Origin of the sequence: Streptomyces decoyicus, assembly GCF_019880305.1 — a bacterium.
GTDB classification, from domain to species: Bacteria; Actinomycetota; Actinomycetes; order Streptomycetales; family Streptomycetaceae; genus Streptomyces; species Streptomyces decoyicus.
The window spans coordinates 8,405,462-8,431,561 of sequence record NZ_CP082301.1; the positions used below are offsets into that span (position 1 = coordinate 8,405,462).

22 protein-coding genes and 3 pseudogenes are annotated in these 26,100 nt (G+C 70.1%); 15 read left to right on the forward strand and 10 right to left on the reverse strand.

Annotated elements, in window-relative coordinates:
- Nucleotides 1-39: 39 nt before the first annotated feature.
- Nucleotides 40-1,251 (forward strand): M6 family metalloprotease domain-containing protein, encoded by a 1,212-nt coding sequence (locus tag K7C20_RS36830; RefSeq protein WP_053209683.1) that lies wholly within the window; start codon nucleotides 40-42, stop codon nucleotides 1,249-1,251.
- Nucleotides 1,252-1,307: 56 nt separating this feature from the next.
- On the opposite strand, the gene K7C20_RS36835 is transcribed toward K7C20_RS36830, so the two are convergent.
- The 5 genes from K7C20_RS36835 to K7C20_RS36855 are packed head-to-tail and all read right to left on the reverse strand — an operon-like array spanning nucleotide 1,308 to nucleotide 6,976.
- On the reverse strand, nucleotides 1,308-2,288 hold the full coding sequence (locus K7C20_RS36835; protein ID WP_030075139.1) for an ABC transporter ATP-binding protein: 981 nt from the start codon (nucleotides 2,286-2,288) through the stop codon (nucleotides 1,308-1,310).
- Nucleotides 2,285-3,289 carry an ABC transporter ATP-binding protein gene (locus tag K7C20_RS36840; RefSeq protein ID WP_030075138.1) on the reverse strand — a complete coding sequence of 335 codons (1,005 nt, stop codon included), beginning with the start codon at nucleotides 3,287-3,289 and terminating at the stop codon, nucleotides 2,285-2,287. Before K7C20_RS36840 ends, K7C20_RS36835 begins: the two co-directional genes overlap by 4 nt.
- Nucleotides 3,289-4,275 (reverse strand): ABC transporter permease, encoded by a 987-nt coding sequence (locus tag K7C20_RS36845; protein ID WP_053209641.1) that lies wholly within the window; start codon nucleotides 4,273-4,275, stop codon nucleotides 3,289-3,291. The genes K7C20_RS36840 and K7C20_RS36845 overlap by 1 nt, the downstream gene beginning before the upstream one ends.
- A complete protein-coding gene (locus tag K7C20_RS36850; protein ID WP_053209642.1) occupies nucleotides 4,272-5,216 on the reverse strand; it encodes an ABC transporter permease in 945 nt (314 codons plus the stop codon). Before K7C20_RS36850 ends, K7C20_RS36845 begins: the two co-directional genes overlap by 4 nt.
- A gap of 14 nt (nucleotides 5,217-5,230) precedes the next feature.
- On the reverse strand, nucleotides 5,231-6,976 hold the full coding sequence (locus K7C20_RS36855) for an ABC transporter substrate-binding protein (protein ID WP_030075135.1): 1,746 nt from the start codon (nucleotides 6,974-6,976) through the stop codon (nucleotides 5,231-5,233).
- A gap of 301 nt (nucleotides 6,977-7,277) precedes the next feature.
- Here K7C20_RS36855 and K7C20_RS36860 point away from each other — a divergent pair, with 301 nt between their 5' ends.
- The 10 genes from K7C20_RS36860 (at nucleotide 7,278) to K7C20_RS36905 (ending at nucleotide 20,364) form a co-directional block, all read left to right on the forward strand.
- Complete coding sequence (locus K7C20_RS36860) at nucleotides 7,278-8,432, forward strand: NAD(P)/FAD-dependent oxidoreductase (protein WP_030075134.1); 1,155 nt, start codon at nucleotides 7,278-7,280, stop codon at nucleotides 8,430-8,432.
- A 54-nt stretch (nucleotides 8,433-8,486) separates the two neighbouring features.
- On the forward strand, nucleotides 8,487-8,801 hold the full coding sequence (locus K7C20_RS36865; RefSeq protein WP_030075133.1) for a (2Fe-2S)-binding protein: 315 nt from the start codon (nucleotides 8,487-8,489) through the stop codon (nucleotides 8,799-8,801).
- On the forward strand, nucleotides 8,782-10,311 hold the full coding sequence (locus K7C20_RS36870; RefSeq protein WP_053209643.1) for an NAD(P)/FAD-dependent oxidoreductase: 1,530 nt from the start codon (nucleotides 8,782-8,784) through the stop codon (nucleotides 10,309-10,311). Before K7C20_RS36865 ends, K7C20_RS36870 begins: the two co-directional genes overlap by 20 nt.
- A 79-nt stretch (nucleotides 10,312-10,390) precedes the next feature.
- Nucleotides 10,391-11,299 carry a dihydrodipicolinate synthase family protein gene (locus tag K7C20_RS36875; RefSeq protein WP_030075130.1) on the forward strand — a complete coding sequence of 303 codons (909 nt, stop codon included), beginning with the start codon at nucleotides 10,391-10,393 and terminating at the stop codon, nucleotides 11,297-11,299.
- Nucleotides 11,300-11,324: 25 nt separating this feature from the next.
- Nucleotides 11,325-12,329: a proline racemase family protein gene (locus K7C20_RS36880; RefSeq protein WP_030075129.1), complete on the forward strand. Its 1,005-nt coding sequence runs from the start codon at nucleotides 11,325-11,327 to the stop codon at nucleotides 12,327-12,329.
- Nucleotides 12,326-13,708 carry an aldehyde dehydrogenase family protein gene (locus K7C20_RS36885; RefSeq protein WP_053209644.1) on the forward strand — a complete coding sequence of 461 codons (1,383 nt, stop codon included), beginning with the start codon at nucleotides 12,326-12,328 and terminating at the stop codon, nucleotides 13,706-13,708. Before K7C20_RS36880 ends, K7C20_RS36885 begins: the two co-directional genes overlap by 4 nt.
- A 46-nt stretch (nucleotides 13,709-13,754) precedes the next feature.
- Complete coding sequence (locus K7C20_RS36890; protein WP_030075126.1) at nucleotides 13,755-14,480, forward strand: GntR family transcriptional regulator; 726 nt, start codon at nucleotides 13,755-13,757, stop codon at nucleotides 14,478-14,480.
- 200 nt (nucleotides 14,481-14,680) lie between these two features.
- Entirely contained in the window at nucleotides 14,681-15,946 is a 1,266-nt protein-coding gene (locus K7C20_RS36895) for an alpha/beta fold hydrolase (RefSeq protein ID WP_030075125.1), read from the forward strand.
- 65 nt (nucleotides 15,947-16,011) lie between these two features.
- Nucleotides 16,012-17,208: a M6 family metalloprotease domain-containing protein gene (locus K7C20_RS36900; RefSeq protein ID WP_048828572.1), complete on the forward strand. Its 1,197-nt coding sequence runs from the start codon at nucleotides 16,012-16,014 to the stop codon at nucleotides 17,206-17,208.
- 417 nt (nucleotides 17,209-17,625) lie between these two features.
- On the forward strand, nucleotides 17,626-20,364 hold the full coding sequence (locus K7C20_RS36905) for a helix-turn-helix transcriptional regulator (protein ID WP_053209645.1): 2,739 nt from the start codon (nucleotides 17,626-17,628) through the stop codon (nucleotides 20,362-20,364).
- Between the two features lie 202 nt (nucleotides 20,365-20,566).
- On the opposite strand, the gene K7C20_RS39585 is transcribed toward K7C20_RS36905, so the two are convergent.
- Nucleotides 20,567-20,872, reverse strand: coding sequence for a transposase (locus K7C20_RS39585; RefSeq protein ID WP_078953354.1), 306 nt, complete (start codon nucleotides 20,870-20,872; stop codon nucleotides 20,567-20,569).
- Nucleotides 20,873-20,959: 87 nt separating this feature from the next.
- On the opposite strand from K7C20_RS39585, the gene K7C20_RS36915 reads away from it, so the two are divergent.
- Nucleotides 20,960-21,322: a peptidase inhibitor family I36 protein gene (locus K7C20_RS36915; RefSeq protein WP_078953355.1), complete on the forward strand. Its 363-nt coding sequence runs from the start codon at nucleotides 20,960-20,962 to the stop codon at nucleotides 21,320-21,322.
- A gap of 377 nt (nucleotides 21,323-21,699) precedes the next feature.
- Here the strand turns inward: K7C20_RS36915 and K7C20_RS39590 are convergent.
- Nucleotides 21,700-22,086 (reverse strand): annotated as a pseudogene (locus K7C20_RS39590) (Uma2 family endonuclease); the annotation flags it as partial.
- A 225-nt stretch (nucleotides 22,087-22,311) separates the two neighbouring features.
- Entirely contained in the window at nucleotides 22,312-23,484 is a 1,173-nt protein-coding gene (locus K7C20_RS36925) for an epoxide hydrolase family protein (RefSeq protein ID WP_030075119.1), read from the reverse strand.
- A gap of 103 nt (nucleotides 23,485-23,587) precedes the next feature.
- Here K7C20_RS36925 and K7C20_RS36930 point away from each other — a divergent pair, with 103 nt between their 5' ends.
- Both K7C20_RS36930 and K7C20_RS38800 read left to right on the forward strand, forming a co-directional pair.
- Nucleotides 23,588-24,163 (forward strand): CGNR zinc finger domain-containing protein, encoded by a 576-nt coding sequence (locus tag K7C20_RS36930; RefSeq protein ID WP_030075118.1) that lies wholly within the window; start codon nucleotides 23,588-23,590, stop codon nucleotides 24,161-24,163.
- Between the two features lie 15 nt (nucleotides 24,164-24,178).
- Nucleotides 24,179-24,262 (forward strand): annotated as a pseudogene (locus K7C20_RS38800) (chitinase); the annotation flags it as partial.
- A gap of 265 nt (nucleotides 24,263-24,527) precedes the next feature.
- Here K7C20_RS38800 and K7C20_RS36935 read toward each other — a convergent pair.
- Complete coding sequence (locus K7C20_RS36935) at nucleotides 24,528-24,749, reverse strand: DUF7489 domain-containing protein (RefSeq protein ID WP_030075117.1); 222 nt, start codon at nucleotides 24,747-24,749, stop codon at nucleotides 24,528-24,530.
- Between the two features lie 455 nt (nucleotides 24,750-25,204).
- Here K7C20_RS36935 and K7C20_RS36940 point away from each other — a divergent pair.
- A pseudogene (locus K7C20_RS36940) lies at nucleotides 25,205-25,342 on the forward strand (IS5/IS1182 family transposase); the annotation flags it as partial.
- Nucleotides 25,343-25,361: 19 nt separating this feature from the next.
- On the opposite strand, the gene K7C20_RS36945 reads toward K7C20_RS36940, so the two are convergent.
- On the reverse strand, nucleotides 25,362-26,072 hold the full coding sequence (locus tag K7C20_RS36945; RefSeq protein ID WP_030075116.1) for a 2-phosphosulfolactate phosphatase: 711 nt from the start codon (nucleotides 26,070-26,072) through the stop codon (nucleotides 25,362-25,364).
- Nucleotides 26,073-26,100 lie beyond the last annotated feature (28 nt).

Sequence of the window (26,100 nt, forward strand, 5' to 3'; positions counted from 1 at the left end):
GACGTGAGACGGCCAGATCTCTTGCCGGGTGCACGGTGGGTGCCAGGAACACGGTCGGCGTTTCTGTTGGTGTTGCTCGCCGCCCTGCTCCCGCTTTCGTTCCTCCTCGGCGCCCCGGCCGCTGTCGGCGCCCCGGCCGCTGTCGGCGCCCCGGCCGCCGACAGCGCGTCGGACTGTGCGCTGCGCGGCACCACCGGCTGGACGGACGAAGGGCACGACACGGACTTCTCCGTGTTCCAGCGCCCGGCGGGAACAATCAAGGCAGCCATGGTCTTCGTGGACTTCCCGGATGCCCCTGCCCCTTCCGCCGAGTCCCCGGCCGACGACGCCGCACAGGTCACGCCCGGGGCGGACTGGCTGTGGAACGCCTCGTACGGCAAGGCATGGCTGGACATCACCCAGCACCGGCGCTGGGCGAGGATGCCGCACAACTCCACCGATTACGGATACGAGCGTGGGATGACGCACGAGCAACACGAGGCGTACCTCAAGGACGCGGTCGCGGCGGCCGATCCGGACGTGGACTTCTCGCGGTACGACATGGTCTATGTCGTACCGACGAAGAACGCGTCGGCGGTCTCCTACACCCCCACCTATGTGTACGAGCCGGCAACGGCGGGCGTCGTCGCCGATGGCAGGCGGGTCAAGTGGGCGGTCACCTTCGGCCAGGACATGTGGCACTGGGGGAAGAAGCTGGTGGCCCACGAGACCGGTCATACCTTCGGGCTGCCCGATCTGTACGCCTTCGACAAGGGCGACGACGACCACCGCTTCGTGGGCGGATGGGACGTGATGGGTCTGATAGGCGGGGCCGGGCCGCAGTACTTCGCCTGGCACTCCTGGAAGCTGGGCTGGACCGATGACAGCCAGGTCGTGTGCCGGGCCTCGGCGGGCAGCGATACCGTGCACCTCACCGCCGTCGAGTACGGGTCCGGCACCAAGATGGCGGTGATACCCACCGGCCCCTCCACTGCGTACGTCGTCGAGTCGCGGCGGGCTGTCCAGGCGGATACCGGCCTGTGCGCCGCCGGCGCGCTGGTCTACAAGGTCGACTCCTCCGTGAAGTCCGGTGAAGGGCCGATCCGGGTCATGGACGCCAAGCCGAGTGCCACCCCGGCGTCGGGCTGTCGCCCCCTGGACGACGGCCCGTTCCGGGCCGGGGAGACGTTCACCGACTCCGCCGCGGGCGTCCGGATCGAGGTGCTGAGCGCCGACGGGAACGGCGAGACCGTGCGGATCACCAAGTCGTAGCGTGACGCGGGCGGTCGTGCCCCGGTTCCCGGGCGGGAGCCGGGGCATGGCCGTGCTCAGGCCGTTTCGGGGAAATGGCACGCCACCTGCCGCGCCGGGCCCGGTGCCGTGTTCCGCAGGGAGGGCGCCTCGGTGCGGCAGATCTCCTGGGCCTTGGGGCAGCGAGGGTGGAAGGTGCAGCCGGGTGGGGGAGCGGCCGGGCTGGGCGGGTCCCCGAGCAGGGTGATCCGCTCCCGGCCCCGTTCGGCGGCCGGGTCGGGCAGCGGGACGGCGGACAGCAGCGCGCATGTGTAGGGGTGCGTCGGGGCGGTGTAGACCTGTTCCTTCGCTCCGATCTCGACGATCCGGCCCAGATACATCACGGCAACCCGGTCGCACACCCGCTTGACGACGGACAGGTCGTGGGCGATGAAGAGGTAGGCCAGGCCGAGTTCGCGCTGGAGCCGCTCCATCAGGTTGACGATCTGGGCCTGGACGGAGACGTCGAGCGCGGAGACCGGCTCGTCGGCGACGACGAGGCGGGGGCCGGTGGCCAGGGCGCGGGCGATACCGATGCGCTGGGCCTGGCCGCCGGAGAACTCGTGCGGATAGCGGTCGATGTGCTCGGGGATGAGTCCCACCAGCTCCATCAGCTCAGCGGCACGCTTGCGGGCGCCCGCTGCCGAACTGCCCTGGACGAGCAGCGGATCGGAGATGACCCGGGCCACCGTCTGGCGCGGATTGAGCGAGGAGTGCGGGTCCTGGAAGACCATCTGCAGGTCCTTGCGGAGCGGCTTGAGTACCCGCTGCGACAGATGGCTGATGTCCCGTCCGTCGTACGTGACGGAGCCGGCGGTGGGTTCCAGGAGCCGGACGATCGTGCGTCCGGTGGTGGACTTGCCACAGCCGGACTCGCCGACGAGGCCCAGCGTCTCGCCCTCCGCCACGTGGAAGCTGATGCCGTCGACGGCCCGGACCGGTGCGGATCGCTTCCTCCCGGCGAACGTCACCGTCAAGTTCTGCACGGACAACAGGGGTTCGGTGGTCGTGGTGGTCATGGAGCCATGCCTCCGTACGCGGGGAAGTGACAGGCGGCCGGATGCCCGGTCGGGCCGTCGAGGAGGGGGATTTCGCTCTCGCATCGGGAGCGCTCCTCGGCGGGGGCGTCGGCCGGCCGGGGGCAGCGGGGCGCGAACGCGCAGCCGGGGGCCGGGGTGAGCAGGGACGGCGGGCTGCCGGGGATCACCCGCAGCGGTTCCTCGTCGCTGTCGTCGAGACGGGGAAGGGAGTCGAGGAGGGCGCGGGTGTAGGGGTGGGCCGGTTCCGCGAACAGGGTGTCCACCGGGGCCCGTTCGACGCCTCTTCCCCCGTACATCACCAGAACGTCGTGGGCGACCCGGGCGACCACTCCCAGATCGTGTGTGATCATGATGACGGCCAGTCCCCGCTCCTCCTGGAGCCGGGCGATGAGCTCCAGGATCTGCGCCTGGACGGTGACGTCCAGGGCGGTGGTCGGCTCGTCCGCGATGAGCAGTTCGGGTTCGCAGGCCAGGGCCATCGCGATCATCACACGCTGGCGCATGCCGCCGGAGAACTGATGCGGGTACTCCCGCGCCCGGCGCCGCGGTTCGGGGATACCGACCTCGCCCAGCGCTTCCACGGCCCGCTCGCGGGCGGCCCTTCTGCCGCTGCCGAAGTGCACGCGGTGGTGCTCGGCTATCTGTTCGCCCACGGTGTAGTACGGGTGGAGGCTGGAGAGCGGGTCCTGGAAGATCATCGCCATCTTCCGGCCGCGCAGCCGGTTCAGGTCGCGCTCCGGCAGGCCCGTCAGCTCCCGGCCGCCCAGGGTGATGGATCCGGTGACCGAAGCGCCGGTGTGCAGCCCCATCACCGCCAGGGAGGTGACGGACTTGCCGGAGCCTGACTCGCCGACGATGCCGAGGGTTCGCCCCTGGTGCACCTCGAAGCCGAGGCCGTCCACGGCCCGTACCGGGCCGCGCGGGGTGGGGAAGGTGACCGCCAACTCCCTGACCGAGAGCACGGGTTCGCGAGCGCTCATCAGTACCTCACTCGGGGATCGACGACGGCGTAGAGCAGGTCGACGGCCAGGTTGGCGACGACGATGAAGGTGGCGGCCAGCAGCGTCACTCCGAGGATCACCGGCTGGTCGCCGCTGGAGAGCGCTCCGTAGAAGAGCCGCCCGATGCCGGGGAGCCCGAAGATGGACTCGGTGATCACCGCGCCGGCGAGCAGTCCGCCCAGATCCATGCCGAAGATGGTCAGGACCGGGGTCATACCGGCCCGCAGCCCGTGTTTGACCACGACCGTCCGGCGCGGCAGGCCCTTGGCACGGGCGGTGCGGATGTACGGCTCCGCCATCGTCTCGATCATCGAACTGCGGCTCTGCCGTGCGTACATCGCCGCGTACAGGATGGCCAGCGCCAGCCAGGGCAGCAGCAGGTTCGACGCCCAGTCGAGCGGGTTGTCGCCGAACGGCACGTACTGCGGGTAGGGCAGCAGGCCCGCGAACCGGATCACCCCGTAGATCAGCATCATCGAGGTGAAGTAGACCGGCAGCGAAGCGGCGGCCACCGCGCCGACCATGAGGGCGCGGTCGGTGAGGGTGTCCTTGCGCAGGGCCGCGGCGACCCCCGCGGACAGCCCGAGGACCAGCCAGATCACCGCGGCGCCGAAGGCCAGCGAGGCGGAGACCGGAAGACGGTCCATCAGCAGGTCCCAGACCGCTTCGCTGTTCTCGTAGGAGTAGCCCAGGCACGGGAAGCGGCAGTGCAGCTCGTACTGGCCCGTGCCCATGGTGCGGCCGGTGAAGATGCCGGTGACGAAGTCGGCGAACTGCCGCCACAGGGGCTGGTCGAGGCCCATGTGCTCACGGATCGCCGCCAGCCGCTCGGTACTGCACGACTTGCCGCAGGCCGCGGCCGCCGGGTCGGACGGCAGGACGTAGAAGATGGTGAAGGTGATGGCGGCGATGGCGATCAGGACGCCGATGACGCCGAGTATCCGGCGCCCGAGGTAGAGGGTCATGTGCGGCTTCCCCTCGGGTCCAGGACGTCCCGCAGCGCGTCGCCGAGCAGCGTGAACGCAAGCACGGCGAGGAAGAGGCAGGCGCTGGGGATGACGAAGTACATGGGGTCGGTGTCGTAGAAGGCGACGCTCTCGGCGATCATCTGGCCCCAGGAGGGGGTGGGCGGGCGAACGCCCACGCCCAGATAGCTCAGGGCCGCCTCGGTGGCGATCATCCCGGGGATGATCAGGGTGGTGTAGGCGATGACGGGCCCGGCGACGCCCGGGAGGATGTCGCGGGTGAGCACCCGCCAGGGGCCGGCCCCGCCGACACGGGCGGCGTCGACATACTCGCGATGCTTGAGCGAGAGCGTCTGGCCGCGTACCACGCGGGCGATGCCGGGCCAGCCGAAGAGCCCGATCACGGCGGTCATCAGCACGATCCGGTTGACGTCCCGGGCCACCGACATCATCGCGATCATGAAGATGAGGGACGGGAAGGACATGATGAGGTCCATCAGCCGGGAGAGCACCGTGTCGGTGCGGCCGCCGAAGTAGCCGGCCGCGATCCCGGCCGCCGTACCGGCGACGACGACGATCGCGGTGGCGGCGAAGGCGATGAACAGCGAGACCTGCGCGCCGTGCACGACTCGGGCGAACAGGTCGCGGCCGGTGACGGGTTCGACCCCGAGCCAGTGGTCGGCGGAAATCCCGCCGAGCGGGCCGATCGGCTGCCCGCCCAGGTAGGGGTCGACGGCGGTCTTGTCGAACTCCTCGGGTGACCAGCCGCCCAGCGTGCCAAGCAGCGGGGCGGCCGCCGCCGTGATCGCGAAGAGCACGATCACGACGAGGGAGATCTTCACGGCGGTGCGTCGGCGCAGGTGCTGCCGGGCGAGCTGCCAGGGGCCGCTGCTCGCCGGAGTGGTTTTGACGGCCGGTGCGGACATGGAGGTGGAGGACATGGCGGGTACGCTCCTCAGCCCTCGCTCTTGGCGGGGTCCTTGAGGCCGACCGAGGCGTAGTCGAGCTGGCCGCCGAAGGAGGTCTGCCCGTACGCGCCCGCGATGTTGCTCCCCACCACCAGAGGCCAGCGGCGCACCAGGACCGGTACGGCCGGGGCTTTGGCGACGATCCTGCCGTCCAGCTCCCGCCAGGCCGCGTTCGCCTTCTTGACGTCGGTCATCGCGGCGATCTCGTCCATCCGCTGCATGGTCGGCTTGTCGCGGAAGAGGGAGTGGTTGCCCGTGTTGCCCTTCCCCTTGATGTAGCGGCCGTCGAAGACGAAGGGAAGGAAGGTGGAGCCGGACGGGTAGTCCGGGCACCAGCCGGTGTACACCATGTCGGTGCGGTTGGCGGTGTCGCCGATGGTGGCGTAGAACGCGGACGGGTCGACCGTTTCGATGGTGACCTTGATACCGGCCTTGGCGAGCGACTGCTGGATCGCCTCGGCCCGCCCCTTGTCCCCGTTGGAGACCGTCATCTTGGTGGTGAAGCCGTTCGGCTTCCCGGCCTCCTTCAGCAGCTGCTTGGCCCGGTCCGCATCGCCGGTGGCGGGGATCTTCAGGGTGTCCGGCTGCTTGCCGCCGAACAGGGCTGCGGGCATGTAGGCATGGGACACGTCATTGAAGGCGGGGCCGCCGGAGGAAGTGATCACGGCCTCTTTGTCGAGGGCGTACTGCACGGCCTGACGGACCTTCACGTTGTCGAAGGGGGCCCGCCCGGTGTGCATCTGCACCATGTCGGTGCAGTTCGTCGACTCGGCCAGCAGCCGCTCGCGCACGTCGGCCCTGGGCAGGACCTTGGCCGCGCTCTCCGGCCGCAGCGCGTACCACGGGACGGCAGAGGCGTCCGCGCCCTGGCCGGCGATCATCCGGTCGTCGATCTGGTTGGGCTTGAGCCCCATCACCATGACCAGCTTGTCCGGGTAGGCCTTGCGTATCTGGTCGGTCTTGGGGTCCCAGTGACGGTTGCGGACCAGGATCAGCTTCTTGTTGCGCTGATACGTCTCGATCTTGTACGGCCCCGAGGAAAATGGCCGGTTGTCGTAGCGGGGCCCGTTGTCCTTCGCCTTCGGCACCGGGGCGAAGGTGGGCATCACCGTCGCGTTGGGGAACTCGGCGAAGGGCGTGCGCAGTTCGAAGACGATCGTCGTGTCGTTCGGCGTCCTGACCGAATCCAGGTGCTCGCCCTTGGCCGGGCCGCGGTAGCCCTCGGCGCCCTTGAGGTAGCGGGCCGCGTAGTCGGCGCCGCCGGGCAGGTCCGGGGAGAAGGACCGCTCCACGTTGTACTTGATGTCCTGGGCGGTGACCGGCGTCCCGTCCTCGTACTTGATCCCCGGTTTGAGGTGGAAGGTCCAGGTCTTGGCGCCGTTGGAGGGCGTGCCGAGGTCGGTGGCGAGGTCGGGGGCCAGCTCGCCGCCGGCGGTTCCGGGGGCCGCCTTGTACGACACCAGGGTGCGGTAGAGCAGTCGGGTCCCGAAATCCATGTCGTTCATGACCCAGTTGCGGGCCGGGTCGAGGTGGGTGAAGTCCTGGTTGGACAGGACGGTGAGGGTGCCGCCCTTCTGGGGCGTCCCGCCGACCGCTCGGCCGCTGTTGGCCGTTGCCGGGTTCTTGCGGCCGCGGGCACCGTCCGCCTTCTGCCCGCCGGAGCACCCGGCTGTGCCGAACGTGAGGGCCGCCACCAGTGTGGCGGCCAGAGCTGAGCAGGTGCGCTTGTCCATGAGTGGTCACTCCGGAAGCAGTTGGACAGCCAGTGGCTGGAATGTGACCGGTAACATAGTAATGTGAAATTGCACTGACAAGGCCTCACCGACTTCGTTACCCACCCGTGCCCGAGGGGGCTGTCACGGGCGACCCCGCGGCCGCCGCAATCCGTACCGCACATCATGAAATGCCGGCCTCGGTGAAACTCGCCGCGTTCCTGAGTGGGGGGCGGAACTCATTGGCAAGCAAGGGCAATCGGTCCGACGTAATGGATCGCGGGCCCTTGGCAGAGGCGGTGCAATGTGAAATATTACTGACGTGCTCACGAGGAACTCCGCAGACGTCATCGTTGTCGGGGCCGGCGTGATCGGTGCGGCCTGCGCCTACTACGCCGCGCGGTCCGGCCTCCGCGTCACCGTGCTCGACCGCGGCCCCGTGGCGGGCGGTACGACGGGGGCCGGCGAGGGCAACCTCCTGGTCTCCGACAAGGAGCCGGGACCTGAACTCGAACTGGCCCTGCTGTCCACCGGGTTGTGGCGGGAGCTGGCCGAAGAACTCCCGCCGGGCATCGAGTACGAGCCCAAAGGCGGACTGGTCGTCTCCGCCGGCGAGAGCGGAATGGCCGCACTAAGGGACTTCGCGGCCGGGCAGCGCGCGGCGGGTGTCACGGCGGACGAGGTCCCGCCCGACCACCTGCACGACCTGGAGCCCCATCTCGCCCCCGGCCTGGCGGGCGGTTTCCACTACCCCCAGGACGCGCAGGTCATGCCGGCGCTCGCCGCCGCACATCTGCTGCGCGCCGGCGGCGACCGGATCCGGCTGCGCCTCGGCGAGGAGGTCACCGACCTGCTCACCGGCGGGAGCGGCGAGATCCGGGGAGTGCGGACGACAGCCGGGGAGCTCCACGCCCCGCACGTGGTGAACGCCGCCGGGACCTGGAGCGGCGATCTCGCCCGCCTCGCGGGCGTGGCGCTTCCCGTACGGCCCCGCCGGGGCTTCGTCCTGGTCACCGAGCCGCTGCCCCGAGTGGTACGCCGCAAGGTGTACGCGGCCGACTATGTCGCCGATGTCGCCAGTGGCTCCGCGGCGCTGCAGAGTTCGGCGGTCGTCGAGGGCACCCAGGCGGGGCCGGTCCTGATCGGCGCCAGCCGGGAACGGGTCGGCTACGATCGCACGCTCTCGGTCGAGGTGCTGCGGCGCCTGGCGGCCCAGGCCACCGCACTCTTCCCGGTCCTCGCCGGGGTCCGGGCGATGCGTACTTACCTCGGCTTCCGCCCGTATCTGCCGGACCACCTGCCCGCCATCGGCCCCGATCCGCGCGTCCCCGGCCTGCTGCACGCCTGCGGCCACGAAGGTGCGGGGGTCGGGCTCGCCCCCGCCACCGGACTGGCCGTCGCGCGATGGCTGAGCGGCGGCGAACCGCCGCTCGACATCACCCCGTTCCGGCCGGAACGCTTTCCTCCAGCAGCCTGAGACCCGCCTGCGACCGCCGCCATCACTGCCATGCCCGCCATGAGAGGAGCACCCGTGGCCCGTACCCCCGCCGAGCTGGTCGGCGCCCAGCCCGGTCCGCCGTTCCGGATCACGTTCGACGGGCGCGCGGTGACCGCTCTGCCCGGCCAGTCCGTCGCCGCTGCCCTGTGGGCAGCCGGAATCCTGGCCTGGCGCACCACACGCAACGGCGGGCGCCCGCGGGGCGCGTTCTGCGGCATCGGGCAGTGCTACGACTGCCTCGCGACCATCAACGGAGAGCCCAACCGGCGGGCCTGCCTGGTGCCGGCCCGGCCGGGGGACGCCATCACCACTCAGGAAGGACACGGCCGTGCCGCTCTCGGCGTCTGAACCGTACGACCTCGCGGTGATCGGGGCGGGCTCCGCCGGCCTCGCCGGCGCCGTCACGGCCGGTGAGCTCGGCCTGTCCGTCGTCTTGTTGGACACCTCCACCCACACGGGCGGGCAGTTCTACCGCACGCCGGCACCCGCCCTGGGCGCCGTCCGGCCCGAAGCCCTGCACCATGACTGGTCCGCCTACGCCGACCTGCGCCGACGCCTTGCGCAGAGCGACGTCCGCCACCTTCCCGGGCACCACGTGTGGAGCGTGACCAAGGACGACGAGGCCGCCGATGCGTGGTCCGTGCACGCCGTCACCGGGGCCGACGGCGGCGGCGAGCGCCCCGTGCGAGTACGGTGCCGCGCGGTGCTCCTGGCGACCGGCGCGTACGAACGGCAGCTGCCCTTCCCCGGGTGGACATTGCCCGGCGTCGTGGGTGCCGGGGGAGCGCAGGCCATGCTCAAGTCCGGCCTGGTGCTGCCCGGACGGCGGGTCGTCGTCGCGGGCAGCGGCCCCCTCCTGCTCGCGGTCGCCTCCTCGCTGGCAGCCGCCGGCGCACGGGTGCCGGCCGTCGTCGAGGCGACCGGCTATCTGCGCTACGCCCGGCACCCCCGCGCGCTGGTCACCAATCCGCACAAGGCGGCCGAGGCGCTGGTCCACGGCGCGGCACTGCTGTGGCACCGGGTGCCGGTGCGGCTGCGCAGCGCGGTCACCGAGGTGCACGGAACCGAACGGGTGGAGGCCGTCACCGTCATGCGTCTCGATCGCGACTGGCGCCCCGTACAGGGGACGGGACGGCGGATCGACTGCGACGCGCTGGCGGTCGGGCACGGCCTCGTCCCCCAGGTCGACCTGGCCACGGCGCTCGGCTGTGCCACCCGCCCGCTGTCCGACGGCACCAGGGCCCTGGCCCTGGACGGTGTCCAGGAGACCTCGGTGCGCTCGCTGTGGGCGGCGGGTGAGACCGGGGGAGTGGGTGGTGCGCAACTGGCCAGGGTGGAAGGGGAGTTGGCGGCAGTCGCTGCTGCCGCCCGGCTCCTTGGGCGCCCCGCCCACGCCGGCCGGGTCCGGGAACTGCAGCGGCGCAGGGACCGCATGCGGGCCTTCGCCGAAGTGATGACCGCGGCCCACGCGCCAGGCCCGGGGTGGGCGCACCGGCTCCCGGACGACACCGATGTGTGCCGCTGCGAGGAGGTCACCGCCGGGCGGATACGCGAGGCGGTCGAGGACCTCGGAGCACGCGACGCACGTACCGTCAAGCTGCTGACCCGAGCCGGTATGGGCTGGTGCCAGGGCCGGATGTGCGGTCCGGCGGTGGCCTGCCTCATGGCCCGCGACCAAGCCGTCGAACCCCTGGCGGAGCGCCGACCGTTCGCCACACCCGTTCCGCTTTCGGCTCTCGCCGCGCTCGACGACCCCGTGGTCCCCGGCGTCAACGAGCCCGGGGGCGACGCCGACGCGCCCGGCGGTCGATCCGAGACCACATCCGAGCCCGACGCCGCCCCCGACGCCGAAGGATGATCCGGCGGTGACGGCCGACCTCCGGCCGAGCCCCTCGGGGCCTAGTGAAATGTCACATACTATAGAGAGGTTTACCGGCATGACCGCCACCACGTGGAACAACGCCCGCCCCTGGCGCGGCATCATGGTCGCCACCGCCCTGCCCCTGCGCGACGATCTGTCCGTCGACCACGACGCCTACGCCGATCACGTCCGCTGGCTCCTCGACAACGGCTGCGACGGTGTGGTGCCCAACGGCTCGCTCGGCGAATACCAGACCCTCACCGACGAGGAGCGGGCCCGCGTGGTGCGGACCGCCGTCGAGGCTGCGGGCGACGGGGCACGCGTCATGCCGGGCGTCTCCGCCTACGGCAGCGGCGAAGCCCGGCGCTGGGCGGAACAGGCGGCCGAGGAGGGCTGCGGCTCGGTGCTCCTGCTGCCTCCGAACGCCTACCGGGCCGGCGAGCAGGGTGTGCGCGCCCACTACGCCGAGGTGGCGCGGGCCGGGGTGCCGGTCGTCGCGTACAACAACCCCATCGACACCAAGGTCGACCTCACCCCCGCCATGTTGGCCCGGCTGCACCAGGACGGCAGCGTCGTCGCCGTCAAGGAGTTCACCGGTGACGTCCGCAGGGCGTACGAGATTGCCGAGCTCGCCCCGGAACTCGATCTGCTGATCGGCGCCGACGACGTGCTGCTCGAACTCGCCCTCGCCGGTGCCGTCGGCTGGATCGCCGGATACCCCAACGCCTTCCCCGCCGGCTGCGCCACGCTGTACCACGCCGCTGTCGCGGGCGATCTGGAGACGGCCCGCCCGCTCTACAAGTCCCTGCACTCCCTGCTGCGCTGGGACTCCAAGACGGAGTTCGTCCAGGCCATCAAGCTGTCCATGGACCTCGTCGGCCGACGCGGCGGGCCCACCCGCCCGCCGCGCTCCCCGCTCACCGCGGAGACCGAGTCGGCCGTGCGGGCCGCCACCGAGAAGGCCGTCGCCGACGGCCACCGCTGACCACCCCCCCACGGAAAGGAAGCCCGTGCGTACCCGTCACGTCTTCCACGCCGTCGACTCACACACCGAGGGCATGCCCACCCGCGTCATCACCGGTGGCGTCGGCGTCATCCCCGGCGCCACCATGGCCGAGCGACGGACGTACTTCATCGAGCACATGGACCACCTCCGGACGCTCCTGATGTACGAGCCGCGCGGCCATGCCGCCATGAGCGGCGCCATCCTCCAGCCGCCCACCCGCCCCGACGCCGACCACGGCGTCCTCTACATCGAGGTCTCCGGACTGCTCCCGATGTGCGGGCACGGCACGATCGGGGTCGCCACCGTCCTGGTCGAGACGGGCATGGTGCCGGTGACCGAACCGGTCACCACCGTCCGGCTCGACACTCCGGCGGGGCTGGTGACCGTCGACGTACGGGTCGCGGACGGCGCGGCCGAATCGGTGACGCTCACCAACGTGCCGGCGTTCTGCGCCGCGCTGGACAGCAAGGTGACCGTGCCCGGATATGGCACGGTCACCTACGACCTCGCGTTCGGCGGCAACTTCTACGCCATCGTCGAACTCGACGCGCTGGGGTTGCCGTTCGACCGTGCGCGCAAGGACGACCTGCTGGCCGCCGGGCTCGCCGTCATGAACGCGATCAACGCCTCGCCCCAGCGGCCCGTGCACCCCGAGCAGCCGGAGATCGCCGGAGTCAAACACGTCTACCTCGCCGCTCCCGGCTCCGGCGCCCGCCACTCGCGGCATGCGATGGCCATCCACCCCGGCTGGTTCGACCGCTCCCCGTGCGGCACGGGCACCTCGGCCCGGATGGCCCAGCTGTACGCACGCGGCCAACTGCCCCTCGGCCAGGACTTCCTCAACGAGTCCTTCATCGGCACCCGCTTCACCGGGCGCCTGATCGAGAAGACCACCGTCGGCTCGCTGCCCGCTGTCGTGCCGACCGTCACCGGACGCGCCTGGATCACCGGCACCGCCCAGTACTTCCTCGACCCGGCCGACCCCTTCCCCGGAGGCTTCCTCCTGTGACCGACACCCTCTCCCTGATCACCTCGCACAACCCGGCCGACCCGTCCGACGTACTGCTCCAGACCCCGGCGCCCGGCGCCTTCGCGTCGATCGAGGCCGTGGAACGGGCCCGCGACGCCCAGCCCGGATGGCTGCTCGGCGGGGCGGCCGCTCGCTCGACCGCCCTCGGTGCGGTTGCCGCCGCCATCGATACGGCAGGTGCCGAGCTGGCCGAGCTCGCCGTCCGTGAAGTGGGCAAGCCCCTCACCGAAGCCCGTGCCGAGGTCGCACGCACCGCCGCAATCTGGCGCTACTACGCCCAAGCCCCGTACGAACCCGTCGGGGCCGTCCACGAGACCGCAGCGGGCCCCGGCCTGCTGCTCACCCGCCGCCGCCCGCACGGCGTGGCCGGACTGATCACGCCCTGGAACTTCCCCTTCGCCATTCCGAGCTGGAAGGCCGCCCCGGCGCTCGCGGCCGGCAACGCGGTCGTCCTCAAGCCCGCACCCGAGGCCACCGCCTGTGCGCGGCGCCTGGCAGAGATCGCCCAACGAGCCCTGCCGGAAGGGGTGTTCACGGCGCTGCCCGGCGGAGCGCCGGAGGGCAGCGCGCTCGTCTCCGCCGCCGACGTCGTCTCCTTCACCGGCTCGACCGTCGTCGGCCGAGCCGTGGTACGCGACGCCACGGCCCGGGGCATTCCGGTCCAGGCCGAGATGGGCGGCCTGAACGCGGCGATCGTCCTCCCGGACGCCGACATCGAGCAGGCCGCTGCCCACATCGCCGCCGCGATCGCCGGCTACGCGGGCCAGAAGTGCACCGCCACCAGCCGCGTCGTCGCGGTCGGGGCAGCCCTCGGCCCCCTGCGCGAAGCGCTCTGCGAAGCCCTGCGGGCGATCCCGGTCGGGGACCCGGCCGATGCGGCGACCGTGAGCGGGCCGCTCATCGACGAGCGCGCCCGTGACCGGGCCAGTGACGCCTGGCAAGGCCTGGATGTGCTGACCGGCGGCACCGTGCCCGACGGTCCCGGCTGGTACGCGGCCCCGACGCTGGTCGAGAACGTTCCCGCGGGCCATGGCCTCCTGCACGAGGAGGTCTTCGGCCCGATCGCGGCCCTGCTGCCCGCCGACGATGTGGCACACGCCGTACGCCTCACCAATTCCGTGCCGTACGGCCTGGTCACCTCGGTCCACACCGCCGATCTGGACGCGGCGCTGTGCGGACTCGACGGGCTCGACACCGGAATGATCCGGATCAACGCACCGTCCACCGGCGTCGACTTCCACCTGCCGTTCGGCGGCGCCAAGGCATCCAGCCTCGGGCCGCGCGAACAGGGCAGGGCAGCGCTGGAGTTCTACACCGCCGGCCGGACCTACACTCTGTCGCCCACCAGGACAACGTGACATTGTACAGTGGTGGTCCATGCCGGACCGAAGGGATCACGACCCCATGGGGCACCTGAAGCACCGCGACCTCAACGTCGGCCGGGAGCGGCTGCGCGACCAGGTGAGCAATGCCCTGCGGGCCGCCCTGATCTCCGGCGAGCTGCGCCCGGGCGAGGTGTATTCGGCACCCGCACTCGCCGAGGACTTCGGCATCTCCGCCACCCCGGTACGCGAGGCGATGCTCGACCTGGTCCGCGAGGGCCTGGCCGAGCCCGTCCGCAACAAGGGCTTCAGGATCACCGAGGTCAGCGAGCGCGACCTCGACCAGTACACCGAGATCCGCGGGCTGATCGAGATCCCCATGGTCGGCCGGATCACCCGCAGCGCCACACGCGAGGAGTTGGAGGCGCTGCGCCCGGCCGCCGAGGAGATCGTGCGGGCGGCCCGCGCCCACGACCTCATCGGCTACCTGGAGGCCGACCGGCAGTTCCACCTCTCGCTCCTGGCGCTCTCCGGCAACGACCGCCTGGTCGAAACCGTCGGCGACCTGCGCAAGCGCTCACGGCTCTACGGGCTCACCGCCCTGGACGAGCGCGGCGAACTGATCCCCTCGGCCGAGGAACACCTGGAGCTGCTCGACCTGATGCTCGCCGGCGACGCCAAGCGGGCGGAGAGGTGCATGGCCGAGCACCTGGGCCATGTCCGCTCCCTGTGGGCCGGCGGCGGCAGCAGCTCCTCCTCGGCCGGCGGCAAGGGAGCGGCGCGGCGTACCGGGAAGCGGTCCGGCTGAGGTTCTGAGGCGTCGAGGCGGGGCGGGCTCCCATAACGCCGCGCTATGCCCAAGTAAGAGCTCCTCGGAAGCAGACGGCTGAGGCACGCTGACGTACGCGCCCGTATGCAATGTCACACCTCATCGATGGCTCCCGACCCGCAACCTCTCGCTCGCCGTGCCTTGCCATGCCTCGCCGTGCCTCGCTGTGAAAGGGCCCCATGAACCCCGCGTACGCCACTACCGACCACGTCTTCACCGTCCCGCTGGACCACCGCCGTCCCGACGGCCCGACCCTCCAGGTCTTCGCGCGCGAGGTCGTCGACCCGGCTCACGCCGATGACCAACTGCCCTGGCTGCTCTACTTGCAGGGCGGCCCAGGCGGCAAGGCGCCCCGCCCTTCGGCCGGTTCGCCGGGATGGCTGCCCCACGCGCTGAAGACCCACCGGGTATTGCTCCTCGACCAGCGCGGTACCGGACGCTCCACCCCGCTCACCGCGCGCATGGCCTCCCGGTTCGCCTCCGCCTCCCAACTGGCCGCATATCTGGCCCACTTCCGCGCCGACGCGATCGTGGCCGACGCAGAACTGATACGCCGGCAACTGGGGAACGACGAACCCTGGGAGACACTCGGCCAGAGCTACGGCGGCTTCATCACCCTCACTTATCTCTCCCTGGCCCCCGACGGCCTGCGGGCCTGCTACGTCACCGGCGGCCTGCCCGGACTCACCGCGACCGCCGACGACGTGTACGCCCGCACCTACCCCCGTGTACGTGACCGGGTCCTCGACTTCTACGCCCGCTACCCCGACGACGTCCCTCGCCTCCGCAAGATCGCCGACCATCTCACATCCAATGACATCCGCCTGCCCGGCGGCGACCGCCTCACCGCCCGCCGTCTGCGCACCCTCGGCCTCGCCCTCGGCATGGGCGACGGCTTCGAGCGCATCCACTGGCTGCTCGACGAATCCCTGGACAGTGACGGCGAGTTGACCGACACCTTCCGTCATCAGGTCGAGTCCCTGACCGGCTTCACCGACAACCCGCTGTTCGCCGTCATGCAGGAGACCCTGTACGGGCAGGGGGCCGGGCCGACCGGCTGGGCGGCCGCCCGGGCCCGCACCGCCTTCCCCGAGTTCGCCGAGGAGGCAGACCCCCTCCTCTTCACCGGGGAAATGATCTACCCCTGGATGTTCCGGGAGATCGCGGGCCTGCGCCCCTTCGCGGACGCCGCGGACCTTCTGTCCCAGCGCACCGACTGGCCCCCGCTCTACGACCTCCAACGACTCGCCGCCAACCAGGTCCCCGTCGCCGCGGCCGTCTACCACGACGACATGTACGTCGACGCGGAACTCTCCCTGCGCACCGCTCGCGAGGTCGGCGCCACCCACGTCTGGGTCACCAACGAGTGGGAGCACGACGGCATCACCGCCTCGAACGGCCGCGTCCTCGCCCGTTTGATGGACCTGGCCGCAGGCCGCGCGTGAGCCGAACGCCCTCCGCCCCCGCCCCCAGCCGTCCCCTCCGATCCGACGGGAGTGACATGCCCGGCCTGTCCGTCTCACCGAGCCGTCTGCGCCGTTGCGTGGCGGCCCTCACCCTCGCCTCGTGTCTCGCCGCCCCCACGACGGTGAACGCGGCCTCCTCGCCTTCAGCCCACCGGCCCCCGTCTCCCGCCGCCGCTTGCGCGCTGCCCGGAAAGACGGGCTGGACCGACGAAGGCCACGACACCGGCCGCGTCCAGTTCCAGCCCACCACCGGAACCCGGCGCGTCCTGACGCTGTTCGTGGACTTCCCCGACGCCCATGCCACCGGCTCCACGAAGGAGTACTCAGCTCAACTCGCCCCGGCCGCCGACTGGATGCGCACCGCCAGCTATGGCCGCACCCGCCTCGCCCTCACCTCCCTGCACCGCTGGGTCCGCATGCCGGCGGCTTCGGACACGTACGGCTTCGAGCGCGGCCTCACTTTCGAGGCACACGAGAAGTACGTACGCGACGCAATCACCGCCGCCGACCCGTACGCGGACTTCTCCCGCTACGACATGGTCTACGTCGTCCCCACCAGGACGGCGTCCGCGATCTCCTTCTCCCCGACCTACCTCTACGACCCCACCACGTCCGGGGTGACCGCCGACGGCACCCGCATCAAGTGGGCCGTCACCTTCGGCCAGGACCTGTGGCGCTGGGGCCCCAAGGTCGCCGCCCACGAGACCGGCCACACCTTCGGTCTGCCCGACCTGTACTCCTTCACCGGCCCCACCCACCAGTACGTCGGCGGCTGGGACGTCATGGGCAACATTGCCGGCCCCACGCCCCAGTACCTGGGCTGGCATTCCTGGAAACTCGGCTGGACCCGCGATGCCCAAGTCACCTGCCTGGCCGTCCCCGGTCGCCGCACCGTGCGCCTGACCCCGGTGGAACGGCGCCATGGCACCAAGATCGCCGTACTGCGCACCAGCGAGACAACGGCGTACGTCGCGGAGTCCCGCCGGGCCGAGGGCAACGACCGGGACGCGTGCTCGGTCGGTGTGCTCATCTACAAGGTCAACTCCGCCACCCCGACCGGCGAGGGACCGGTCCGGGTCATGAACGGCAACCCCGCCGCGACGCCGCCCACCGGCTGCACCGGACTCGACCTGGCGGCGTACCGACCCGGCCAGACCTTCACAGACCCGGACAGCGGCGTCCGTATCGACGTTCTCGCGAGTGACGGAAGGGGGGATGTGGTGCGGCTCGGCGTGTCCTAAGCCCTGTCCGGAGATGCCGCCGGCCACCGCACCCCGCCGCGTTGCCGCAGTCGCACGAAGATCGACAGGCGAGGTCGGAAGCTGCTTTCGGACCCGGGCTGACGGTGTGTCCGGATCGCCGAACAACTCATACGCGGCTCACTCGCCGACGGATACAATGCGAACGTAAATCTTGAGCGCTGTCACACTGCTGGACCGCGCCCGGCACGTGGGTGCCCGGACCGTCCATGCGACCGGGGCAGGGTCTCATCACCACTGTCCAGGCTGAAGGACCAGGTCCGGCAGATGCCTTCGCACAGGCGACGAATTGCCTCAGAGGACGGAATCGCCAGGCTTCGGTTGGCCGAGCTTGAGAGGGACGCAGGCGAGGTATCAGCCCGGCCGATCGTCAGCCGGCGCCCACAGGAGAACCCAACGATGCTTTTAGGCCGGCGCGCCGAGTGTAAGGCGATCGAACGGCTACTCGCGGACGTGCGGTCGAGGCGCAGCGGCGTGCTGGTGGTGCGCGGTGAGGCCGGTATCGGTAAGACCGCGTTACTGGAGTATGCCCATGGCGCCGCGTCGGGGTTCCGGGTGGAGCGTGCGGCCGGCGTGGAGTCCGAGATGGAGTTCGCGTTCGCGGGCTTGCACCAGTTATGTGCGCCGTTGCTGGACCGGCTGGGTGCGCTGCCCGAACCGCAGCAGGCCGCCCTGGGTGTGGCGTTCGGGCTGCGTGCCGGGGACCCGCCGGACCGCTTCTTGGTCGGGCTGGCCAGTTTGAATCTGCTGGCCGAGGTCTCCGAGGAACGGCCGCTGCTGTGCTTGGTGGACGATGCGCAGTGGCTGGATGCGGCATCCGCACAGACCCTTGCGTTCGTGGCGCGGCGGGTGGACGCCGAGCGGGTGGCGCTGGTGCTCGCGCTGCGCGACCGCAGCCCCGACCCGAGCGCCGCTCACCCCTTCGCCGGCCTGCTGGAGCTGGGCTTGGACGGGCTCGGTGAAGCGGATGCGCAGGCGTTGCTCGCCACCGGGGTCAGGACACCGCTGGATGAGCGGATACGTGACCGGATCATCGCCGAAGCGCGGGGCAACCCGCTGGCGCTGCTGGAGCTGCCCCGAAGCGCAGAGCCGGCGAAGCTGGCGGGTGGATTTGGGCTGCCGGATGCACTGAGCGTGCCGCGCAGGATCGAGAAGAGCTTCCAGCGCCGGTCACGCAGCCTGCCGGCCGAGACGCAATTGCTGCTGCTGGTCGCGGCGGCTGAGCCGCTCGGCGATACGGCGCTGCTGCGGGGTGCGGCCGAGTACCTGGGCATCGACGCCGAGGCTGCTGCACCGGCGAAGGCGGCGGAGTTGCTGGAGATCGGCGCCCGGGTGCGGTTCTTGCATCCGCTGGTGCGCTCGGCGGTCTACCGTGCCGCCGCACTGTCCGACCGGCGGCGCGTGCACCGCGCGCTGGCTGCGGCGACTGACTCGCAGGCCGACCCCGACCACCGCGCCTGGCACCGCGCGCAGGCCACGCTCGGGGTCGACGAGACGATCGCGGTGGAGCTGGAGCGCTTGGCCGGCCGGGCGTGGACCCGCGGTGGGCCGGCCGCCGCGGCCGCGTTCTTGGAACAGGCGGTGGTGCTGACCCCCGAACCCGCCGACCGTGCACGCCGGGCGCTGGCCGCCGCACATGCCACGCACCAGGCCGGCGCGTCCGAAGCCGCCTTGGAGCTCCTGACGGTTGCGGCGGCCGTACCGCTGGATCCGCTGGGACGCGCCCGGGTGGAGCTGCTGCGCGCCCAGATCGCGTTCGATACCACCCGGGGCAGCGACGTGCCCGGGATGCTGCTGGACGCGGCCAAGACGCTCGTCCCGCTGGATGTCGCGATGGCCCGCCAGACCTACCTGCAGGCACTCGAAGCGGCCGTCGTCGCCGGTTCCTTCGGCCGCGGTCGCAGGGTGCTGGAGGTGGCCGAAGCCGCCCAGGCCGCGCCCGCACCGCCACACCCGCCAGGGGTGGTGGACCTCCTGCTCGACGGGCTGGTGACCAGGGCCACGCAGGGTTACGAGGCGAGCGTGCCCAGTCTGCGGCGGGCACTGGGGGCGCTCGGCGACCACGATCGCAAACCCCGCACCGCGGCAGCGGACGACAGCCGCCGCTGGCTGTGGCTGGCCAGCCGCGTCGCGGTGGCGCTGTTCGACGACGAGACGGTGCATGAGCTGGCAGGCCGCCGCGTCCGGCTCGCCCGCGAAGCGGGCGCACTGTCCGAGCTGCCCGCCGCGCTTGACTATTTCGCCGTCGTGCTCGTGCACACCGGCGACCTCGCCCACGCCGCCGAGCTCGTCGCCGAGGCCACCGCGATCCAGCCGGCGGCCGTCACCATCACCGGGATCATGCTCGCCGCCTGGCGCGGCCGGCAGGCCGAAACCTCCGAGCTGTACGCGGCCATGGTCCAGGACGCGACCCGGCGGGGCGAGAGCGCGGTGGTCACCGTGGCCCAGTACACGCTGGCCGTGCTGCACAACGGCCTGGGCGACTACCGCGCCGCGTTCGACGCCGCAGCGGGCCCGAGCGACTCCGACGAGCTGGAGCACAGCAACCTGGCCCTGCCCGAGCTCATCGAGGCGGCCGTCCGCGCCGGTGAACCAGCCCCGGCGGCCGCCGCGCTGGAGCTGCTCAGCTCGCGAACTCGCGCCAGCGGCACCCAGTGGGCGCTCGGTCTCGAGGCGCGCTCGCGAGCGCTGACCAGCACCGGGCCGACCGCCGAGGCGCTGTATCGCGAGGCGATCGAGCGGTTCGGGTGCTGCCGGATGGTGACCCATCTCGCCCGCGCCCACCTGGTCTACGGCGAATGGCTGCGCCGCGAAGGCCGGCGCCAGGCCGCCCGCGAGCAACTCCGCACCGCCCACGAACTGCTGTCCGGCATGGGGGCAGAGGCATTCGCCGCCCGCGCCGCCCGTGAGCTGCGCGCCACCGGCGAGCGGCCACACAAGCCAACTGCCCAGCCGACCGATGCGCTTACCGCCCAAGAGCTGCACATCGCGCGGCGGGTGGCCACCGGGGCCACCTCCAAGGAGGTCGGCGCGCAGCTGTTCTTGAGCCCGCGCACCATCGACGCGCACCTGCGCAACATCTTCCGCAAGCTGGGCATCACCTCCCGCCGCCGGCTCAGGGACATACAGCTTCCCTGACCCCCGGGCCGCCGTGCGCCCGAGAGGTGTAGGCGATGTTCGCCTACGCCACCGGCCTTCCGCCCGAGAGGTGTAGGCGATGTTCGCCGATGCGACCGCAGTGCGACAGCGCCGAGCATGAACATGCGTCCGGGACAGCCGCCCCGGACAACGCTCGGACGGGACGTTCCGACAGAGAGGTGCTGTATCACGGCGCGTGTCTCTACCGGCAAGACGGGAACTGACGCGCACCCATGAACGACGAGGGGGACGACGTTGCGGAAGCCGAACGCTCGCGGGCGACAAGCTTGATCACCCGGTTGATGCCCTCGCTCTTGGCGTTGCTGTACCCGGGGTCGATGAATGCCTCGGCCTCGGGCCACCAGCGGTCGACGGTGATGGCGAGCTGTCGGACTTCGGGAATGTCGGAGTCCGCGCACCAGGTGAGGAAAGCAGGGCAGGAACGAGGGCGCCGGGGAGAGGGACCGGGAATCCGGCACCTGCGGCGGACAGCACAGCTACGCCACATCCGACCGACTGCGCGCCGGGCCTGCTCACGAATTCCTGATGACCGCGAACTGCGGCACACAGATCGACGAGAGGAAGACGGAAAGACATGAAGAAAACTCTGGTGGCCGGTGTCATCACGGCAGCGTGTGTGACAGTAACGACGGTTGGCCTAGGAGCGACACCGGCCAGCGCCGATCCCAACGACTGCCCCAAAGGGTATGTCTGCGTCTGGGACAACAGCAATTACGAAGGACGTTTCGTCTTCGTTCCCGGAACTGAACGTCCCAATGTCGGGGAATACATGAACGATCGGACGACCGCCCTCAGGAACCGCACCGGTTCCCACGTCTGCTTCTACCAGAACTCGAACGGCAAGGGATCCCTCCTGGCGAGGGTGGGCCCAGGCGATTCGCGCCCCAACGTCGGATCGACAGCCAACGACAGGATCTCCTCGTGGAAGGCCTGCTAGCCACGGCTTTTCGCCGGAGCATCACACCCCGCCGTTACCAGCGACGCATGTCCGGGTGGGCACAGGCCCACGGACGCTGACCCGGCGCTGCTCTGTCGCCTGATGGGGCTCCCGGCAGGACAGAATTTCGACCAAGAACCGACTGTCCGCGAGGGAGCCCCGTTGGGCACTCAGCCCGCCATCACCGCCTACCGGTCAGCCACGGCAGCGGCCCACCCGGTGCCGGTTCGAAGCCCCAGAACGAGGCTGGAGCCACAGTTCGGCGACCTGGATATGTCGGTGAGTTTCGGCAATAGAGCCGGGACATCGTCACGCTCGAAGACCGAAAGGCTCCACCCGGCGGCAGTAAAGGGTCCGGTCAACGAGCTGACGAGACCTCACGAAGAATAATTTCTCACGCTTCTTCTTCGGCCTCTTCCGCTTCGGTTGATTACGGATGACTTGGCCTCGGTCTCCTGGCGTCGTCCGGCGCGGGGTGCCGGCAGATGCCTGGAGGATGGCGAGAACGTGCTCTTGGCGGGCCTTTGGGGCACGGACCGCTCCTGACGGCCGACCAGCAGGTATAGCGGCGGCGCCCCGTACTCCGCGTACCGCTTTCGCTTCACCACCCGGCCCGTCTCTGCGTTGGGCTCCGAGGTGCCCTCCACGACAAGCAGCGTGTCCGCGGGCAGCAGCGCACCCGTGTCCTTCGCGGCCGCGGCCGGCACGACGGCGATATCCGGCACGTACCAATTCGAGGAGCCGGGCATGTCCAGGTTCCTGGAAGACCCGGCGACAGATACTGGCTCTTCGCAGTTGAGGGTGTAGTCGGGGGTGTTGGTGGGTGAGCATCGAGGCCTACCATCCGAAAGACCTCGACATGCTCCACGCTATCTTCGCCGCGCCCTGTCCGACCACGTTCTGCCGTCTCGATGAACTCGGTCTGCAAGCCGTCGGGCAACGCCTTGAGCCGGATCAGGCGGTGATCGAGTGCCGGCACCCAGCCGCGTTCACCGATGAGCGGCCAGCACTGCCGCGAGGCCCTCTTGTAGATCTTTGACGAAATACTCGGGAACCTCCAGCGACGGGAAATGTCCGCCGATTTCGGGCGACCTCCATCGGACGATCTGTCGGTACCGCTCCTGTGCCCAGGCGCGCGGACACTTCTCGATGTCGCGGGGATACATCGTGATTGCTGACGGGACGTCGACCCGAAGTTCGGGATCGAGCGAGTTGTGGCTTTCGTAGTAAATGCGGGCCGCCGATGCGCCGGTCCGCGTCAGCCAATACAGGGTGACGTCGTCAAGAACGCGGTCTCTGGAAATCGTCTCGAACGGGCTGTCTTCGGTGTCCGACCACTCGGCGAACTTGTCGAGGATCCAGGCAAGAAGCCCGACCGGTGAATCGACGAGCGAGTAGCCGATGGTCTGCGGTCGGGTCGCCTGCTGCTTCGCGTACGCCGCGCGGTGGCGCCAGAAATCGCGGGTGTCCTCGGCCCATTTGCGTTCGACCGCCGTCAGCCCGTCAGTTGTCAACCCGGGTGGTGCCTCCGCGAACGTTGTGTGGATGCCGAGAACGTGCGCCGGGAACCTGCCGCCGAGAACCGTGGTGATATTACCTCCCCAGTCGCCGCCGTGGGCTGCGAACTTGCTGTAGCCGAGCCTTCCCATCAGTTCCACCCATGCGGCCGCGATCTTTTCGGTTCCCCACCCGGTGGCGGCCGGCTTGTCGCTGTAACCAAAGCCTGGTAGCGACGGGACCACGACGTGGAACGCCGGCGAGTCTGCATCTTTCGGATCTGCCAGTTCGTCTACTACATCGATGAACTCAGCAATGCTGCCCGGCCAGCCGTGCGTCAAGACCAGGGGAGTGGCATCTGCGCGCGCCGATCGGCGGTGCAGGAAGTGGATTCCCAGACCATCAATGGTCGTGCGGAACTGGCCGATCCGGTTAAGGCGCGCTTCGAACGACCGCCAGTTGTACCCGGTGCGCCAGTAGTTCACGAGATCGACGAGGTCGGCGAGAGGAACGCCCTGTTCCCATCGGTGAGGGTCGGGCGCGGCGCGATAGACGGTCTCAGCCTCCGGCAGCCGCGCGGCGGCCAGTCGCGCGCGCAGATCGTCGAGGTCGGCGTCGGTTGCGTGGGCTTCAAATGCTTGCACGTCGCTGGTTGGACGGGGCATGAGACCTCCTGGCCATCGTGGAACCGGCTGCGAACCATCGTGAACCGGCTAAGGCGGTTCTACCGCGCCTTCCTGTCGGCGCGCAACCTGCTAAGGTGGTTCCATGCATGCTGGGTTCCCTGACTTCCGCCTCGGTAACGTGCTGGCGACCAGCTTCACGGGGACCCTGTCGGAGCGTCACGGCAACGCTGTGGAGCGCATTCCCACGCCGCACCGACTCATGGACTGGCTGGCAGTGAACGGCCTCACCGTGGACTCCTGCACCACCGCCCAGCTCGAACTCGCTCGGGAACTGCGGGAGTCGATTCACGCCGCCGCGACAGCGGCCGCGATCCAGGACGCTCTCCCTGCGTCCGCTGTCCAAGTCATCAATGACTGCAGCACTCAGGGTCGGGCCGCGGCTGTCCTGACGCCCGAGGGCAAGCGGCTATGGCGGCTCAGCTCGGCTTCCTGCGTGGAAGATGCCCTCAGCGTGATCGCCGCCGACGCGATCAGCATCATCGCAGGCGAACGAGACGGAAAATTGGCCTTGTGCGCATCGCCAACCTGCCAAGCCGCCTTCTTCGACACCAGTCAAAGTCGCACCCGCAAATGGTGCGACATGAACACGTGCGGGAATCGTCAGAAGAAGGCGCGCTTCCATGCCAACCAGCGCAAAAACTCCAGATCAGCGGAGTGATCGTTACCTCGGTAGTCGCCGGCGGCCGTCGAGATCGGCCGGACCTCGCAGAGCACGGTCGCCGGCCTCGCCCGCCGCACCGTCAGTGAGGGGTACGGCGGCTTGCCGCATCCCGCAGGCGGCGATCCGTGCAGGCCGTGCTTTCGACAACGGTGTCGAGGCCCAGTGCGGGTTGACCATTCACCTTCGTGCGTCCCCCGCGACGCGGCAGCTGTGCCGGGACCATGGGTAAGTGCTGTCCCGGGCCGGAGGTCTGACTCATGAGAGCTGAGAGCGCGCTGACCGGGGTGTCTTTCTTGCCTCATGCCTGCGGCGACCCTGGACCGGCAGTAGTTGCTTCCCATACCTCCAGGCTCCTGGAGGGCTACTCCCTGGCCGGGTCGGCGCCGGGCCGCTTGACGATCCGATCGTCGACCTCGATCGACTTCCAGAGCCGGCGGCTGATCCGGACCTTCACGAATTCGCCCTCGGCAAGGCGGACTTCGACGAAGTGGTACAGGTTCGAGCCGTCGAGCATTCCCCGGGACTTATTGGTGACGATGCCTTCCCAGGAGTCGTCTCGTCCGATTTTGCGAGATTTGAACATGTGTGGAGCTTACGAGGGTCGGCAGCCGACCCTGCAGATCCTTGAGTCCTGTCCTGGGGATGACATTTGTCCTGCCGGGCCACCGCGGCCGTTCACTGCCAGGGGCGGCGTGCGGCCTGGCGCTCTGCTCCAGTGCGGCGAGAAGGTCCACGGCGGGCTGCGGCGTCGGCAGCTCCGGGACTTCGCTTCCCACAGTTTCGGCGGCCACCAGTTGCTCCAGCGTGTGACCGTCGATCTCAGCCCCACGGCAAGAGTTCGCTCTCGCCCGTGCGCAGGGCATCGCCCCCGACCCAGTCCGGCCCGGCTACGGGGCGGCGTGACGCTTCTACGATCCTGCGGCAGGGCCCGTCCGGACGCTGTAGGGGTCGATGGCTTCCTTCAGACAGTGGGCCGCTTCCAACCTGATCCCTTGGCTGGTGCGACGGGCGGGCGCCCTGGCGTCGGGAAATGATGAAGCTCCGATCCGCGCCGTGGGCGAGCGGGCCATGGCCGCGCTCAAGGGCTGGCGCCTGCTGCGCAAGCAGCGCTGCAGCCCCACCCGGATCACCAACATCGTCAAGGCCGCCCTCACCCCCCACCTCACGTCAGCATGAGGCGGAAACGGATCACTGATTACTGTGCGCGGTGTACAGCGGACACCGCATCTGGCCGAGTCCGGAGCGGCCGCAGCACTGCCATGCCTTCCTCGAGTCCGACCTTCATGGCGAAGTCGAACCTGTCGACCTCCAAACACAACTCCACGTCGGTGGGGTGAGCACCGCGGCGTCGCCCGCCGCGCAGGTCATCCGCGGCTGAGGAGGTGCGGGCACGATGCAGATAGGGGCTGGCGTCGAGACGATCCCCGGCCAGGAGCCGGTCCAGGTACTCGGCGCAGGCCAGATCCTCGGCGGCACGGCCGTCCTCGCCGGTGGCCACGAACGTCACCGAGTCGGCGCCGGCATCCGCCAGGGCCCGGGCCGTCGCGCCGGCCACGACGAAGCTGGCGCACAGTGCCAATTTCGCCTCGACAACCGCCAGGGCTCCGACCGTTCCCGCGGTGGTCTTTTGAATCACGGTGCGTCCGGCCAAGTCGGCCTCCTGGATCAGGCCAGGGGAGTTGACCAGGTCGAACCCGCTGACCAGTGCCCCGTCCTTGAGCGCAAGCCAGCCCCGGTGACATGCCTTGATCGCCAGTGCCTCGTCCTCGTCGGCAGCGAGAACGATCTTGTCTGCCCCGCGGTGGAAAGCCCATGCGGCGGTGGTGAACGCCCGCATCACATCGATCACAACGGCCACCTGTTCGGTGCCGTCCACCTCGGGTATTCCGACTACTCGCGAGTCCATGCCGGGATGGTCGCAGCCCACTGAAGCC

What these genes read in the sequence shown, in the direction of transcription:
- K7C20_RS36840 (WP_030075138.1), bottom strand. Translation starts at nt 3,289, where the DNA reads ATGAGCGCTCGCGAACCCGTGCTCTCGGTCAGGGAGTTGGCGGTCACC.
- K7C20_RS36915 (WP_078953355.1), top strand. Translation starts at nt 20,960, where the DNA reads ATGAAGAAAACTCTGGTGGCCGGTGTCATCACGGCAGCGTGTGTGACA.
- K7C20_RS36850 (WP_053209642.1), bottom strand. Translation starts at nt 5,216, where the DNA reads ATGTCCTCCACCTCCATGTCCGCACCGGCCGTCAAAACCACTCCGGCG.
- K7C20_RS39585 (WP_078953354.1), bottom strand. Translation starts at nt 20,872, where the DNA reads ATGTGGCGTAGCTGTGCTGTCCGCCGCAGGTGCCGGATTCCCGGTCCC.
- K7C20_RS36845 (WP_053209641.1), bottom strand. Translation starts at nt 4,275, where the DNA reads ATGACCCTCTACCTCGGGCGCCGGATACTCGGCGTCATCGGCGTCCTG.
- K7C20_RS36835 (WP_030075139.1), bottom strand. Translation starts at nt 2,288, where the DNA reads ATGACCACCACGACCACCGAACCCCTGTTGTCCGTGCAGAACTTGACG.
- K7C20_RS36935 (WP_030075117.1), bottom strand. Translation starts at nt 24,749, where the DNA reads ATGTTCAAATCTCGCAAAATCGGACGAGACGACTCCTGGGAAGGCATC.
- K7C20_RS36905 (WP_053209645.1), top strand. Translation starts at nt 17,626, where the DNA reads ATGCTTTTAGGCCGGCGCGCCGAGTGTAAGGCGATCGAACGGCTACTC.
- K7C20_RS36930 (WP_030075118.1), top strand. Translation starts at nt 23,588, where the DNA reads ATGCATGCTGGGTTCCCTGACTTCCGCCTCGGTAACGTGCTGGCGACC.
- K7C20_RS36945 (WP_030075116.1), bottom strand. Translation starts at nt 26,072, where the DNA reads ATGGACTCGCGAGTAGTCGGAATACCCGAGGTGGACGGCACCGAACAG.
- K7C20_RS36875 (WP_030075130.1), top strand. Translation starts at nt 10,391, where the DNA reads ATGACCGCCACCACGTGGAACAACGCCCGCCCCTGGCGCGGCATCATG.
- K7C20_RS36925 (WP_030075119.1), bottom strand. Translation starts at nt 23,484, where the DNA reads ATGCCCCGTCCAACCAGCGACGTGCAAGCATTTGAAGCCCACGCAACC.
- K7C20_RS36855 (WP_030075135.1), bottom strand. Translation starts at nt 6,976, where the DNA reads ATGGACAAGCGCACCTGCTCAGCTCTGGCCGCCACACTGGTGGCGGCC.
- K7C20_RS36895 (WP_030075125.1), top strand. Translation starts at nt 14,681, where the DNA reads ATGAACCCCGCGTACGCCACTACCGACCACGTCTTCACCGTCCCGCTG.
- K7C20_RS36890 (WP_030075126.1), top strand. Translation starts at nt 13,755, where the DNA reads ATGGGGCACCTGAAGCACCGCGACCTCAACGTCGGCCGGGAGCGGCTG.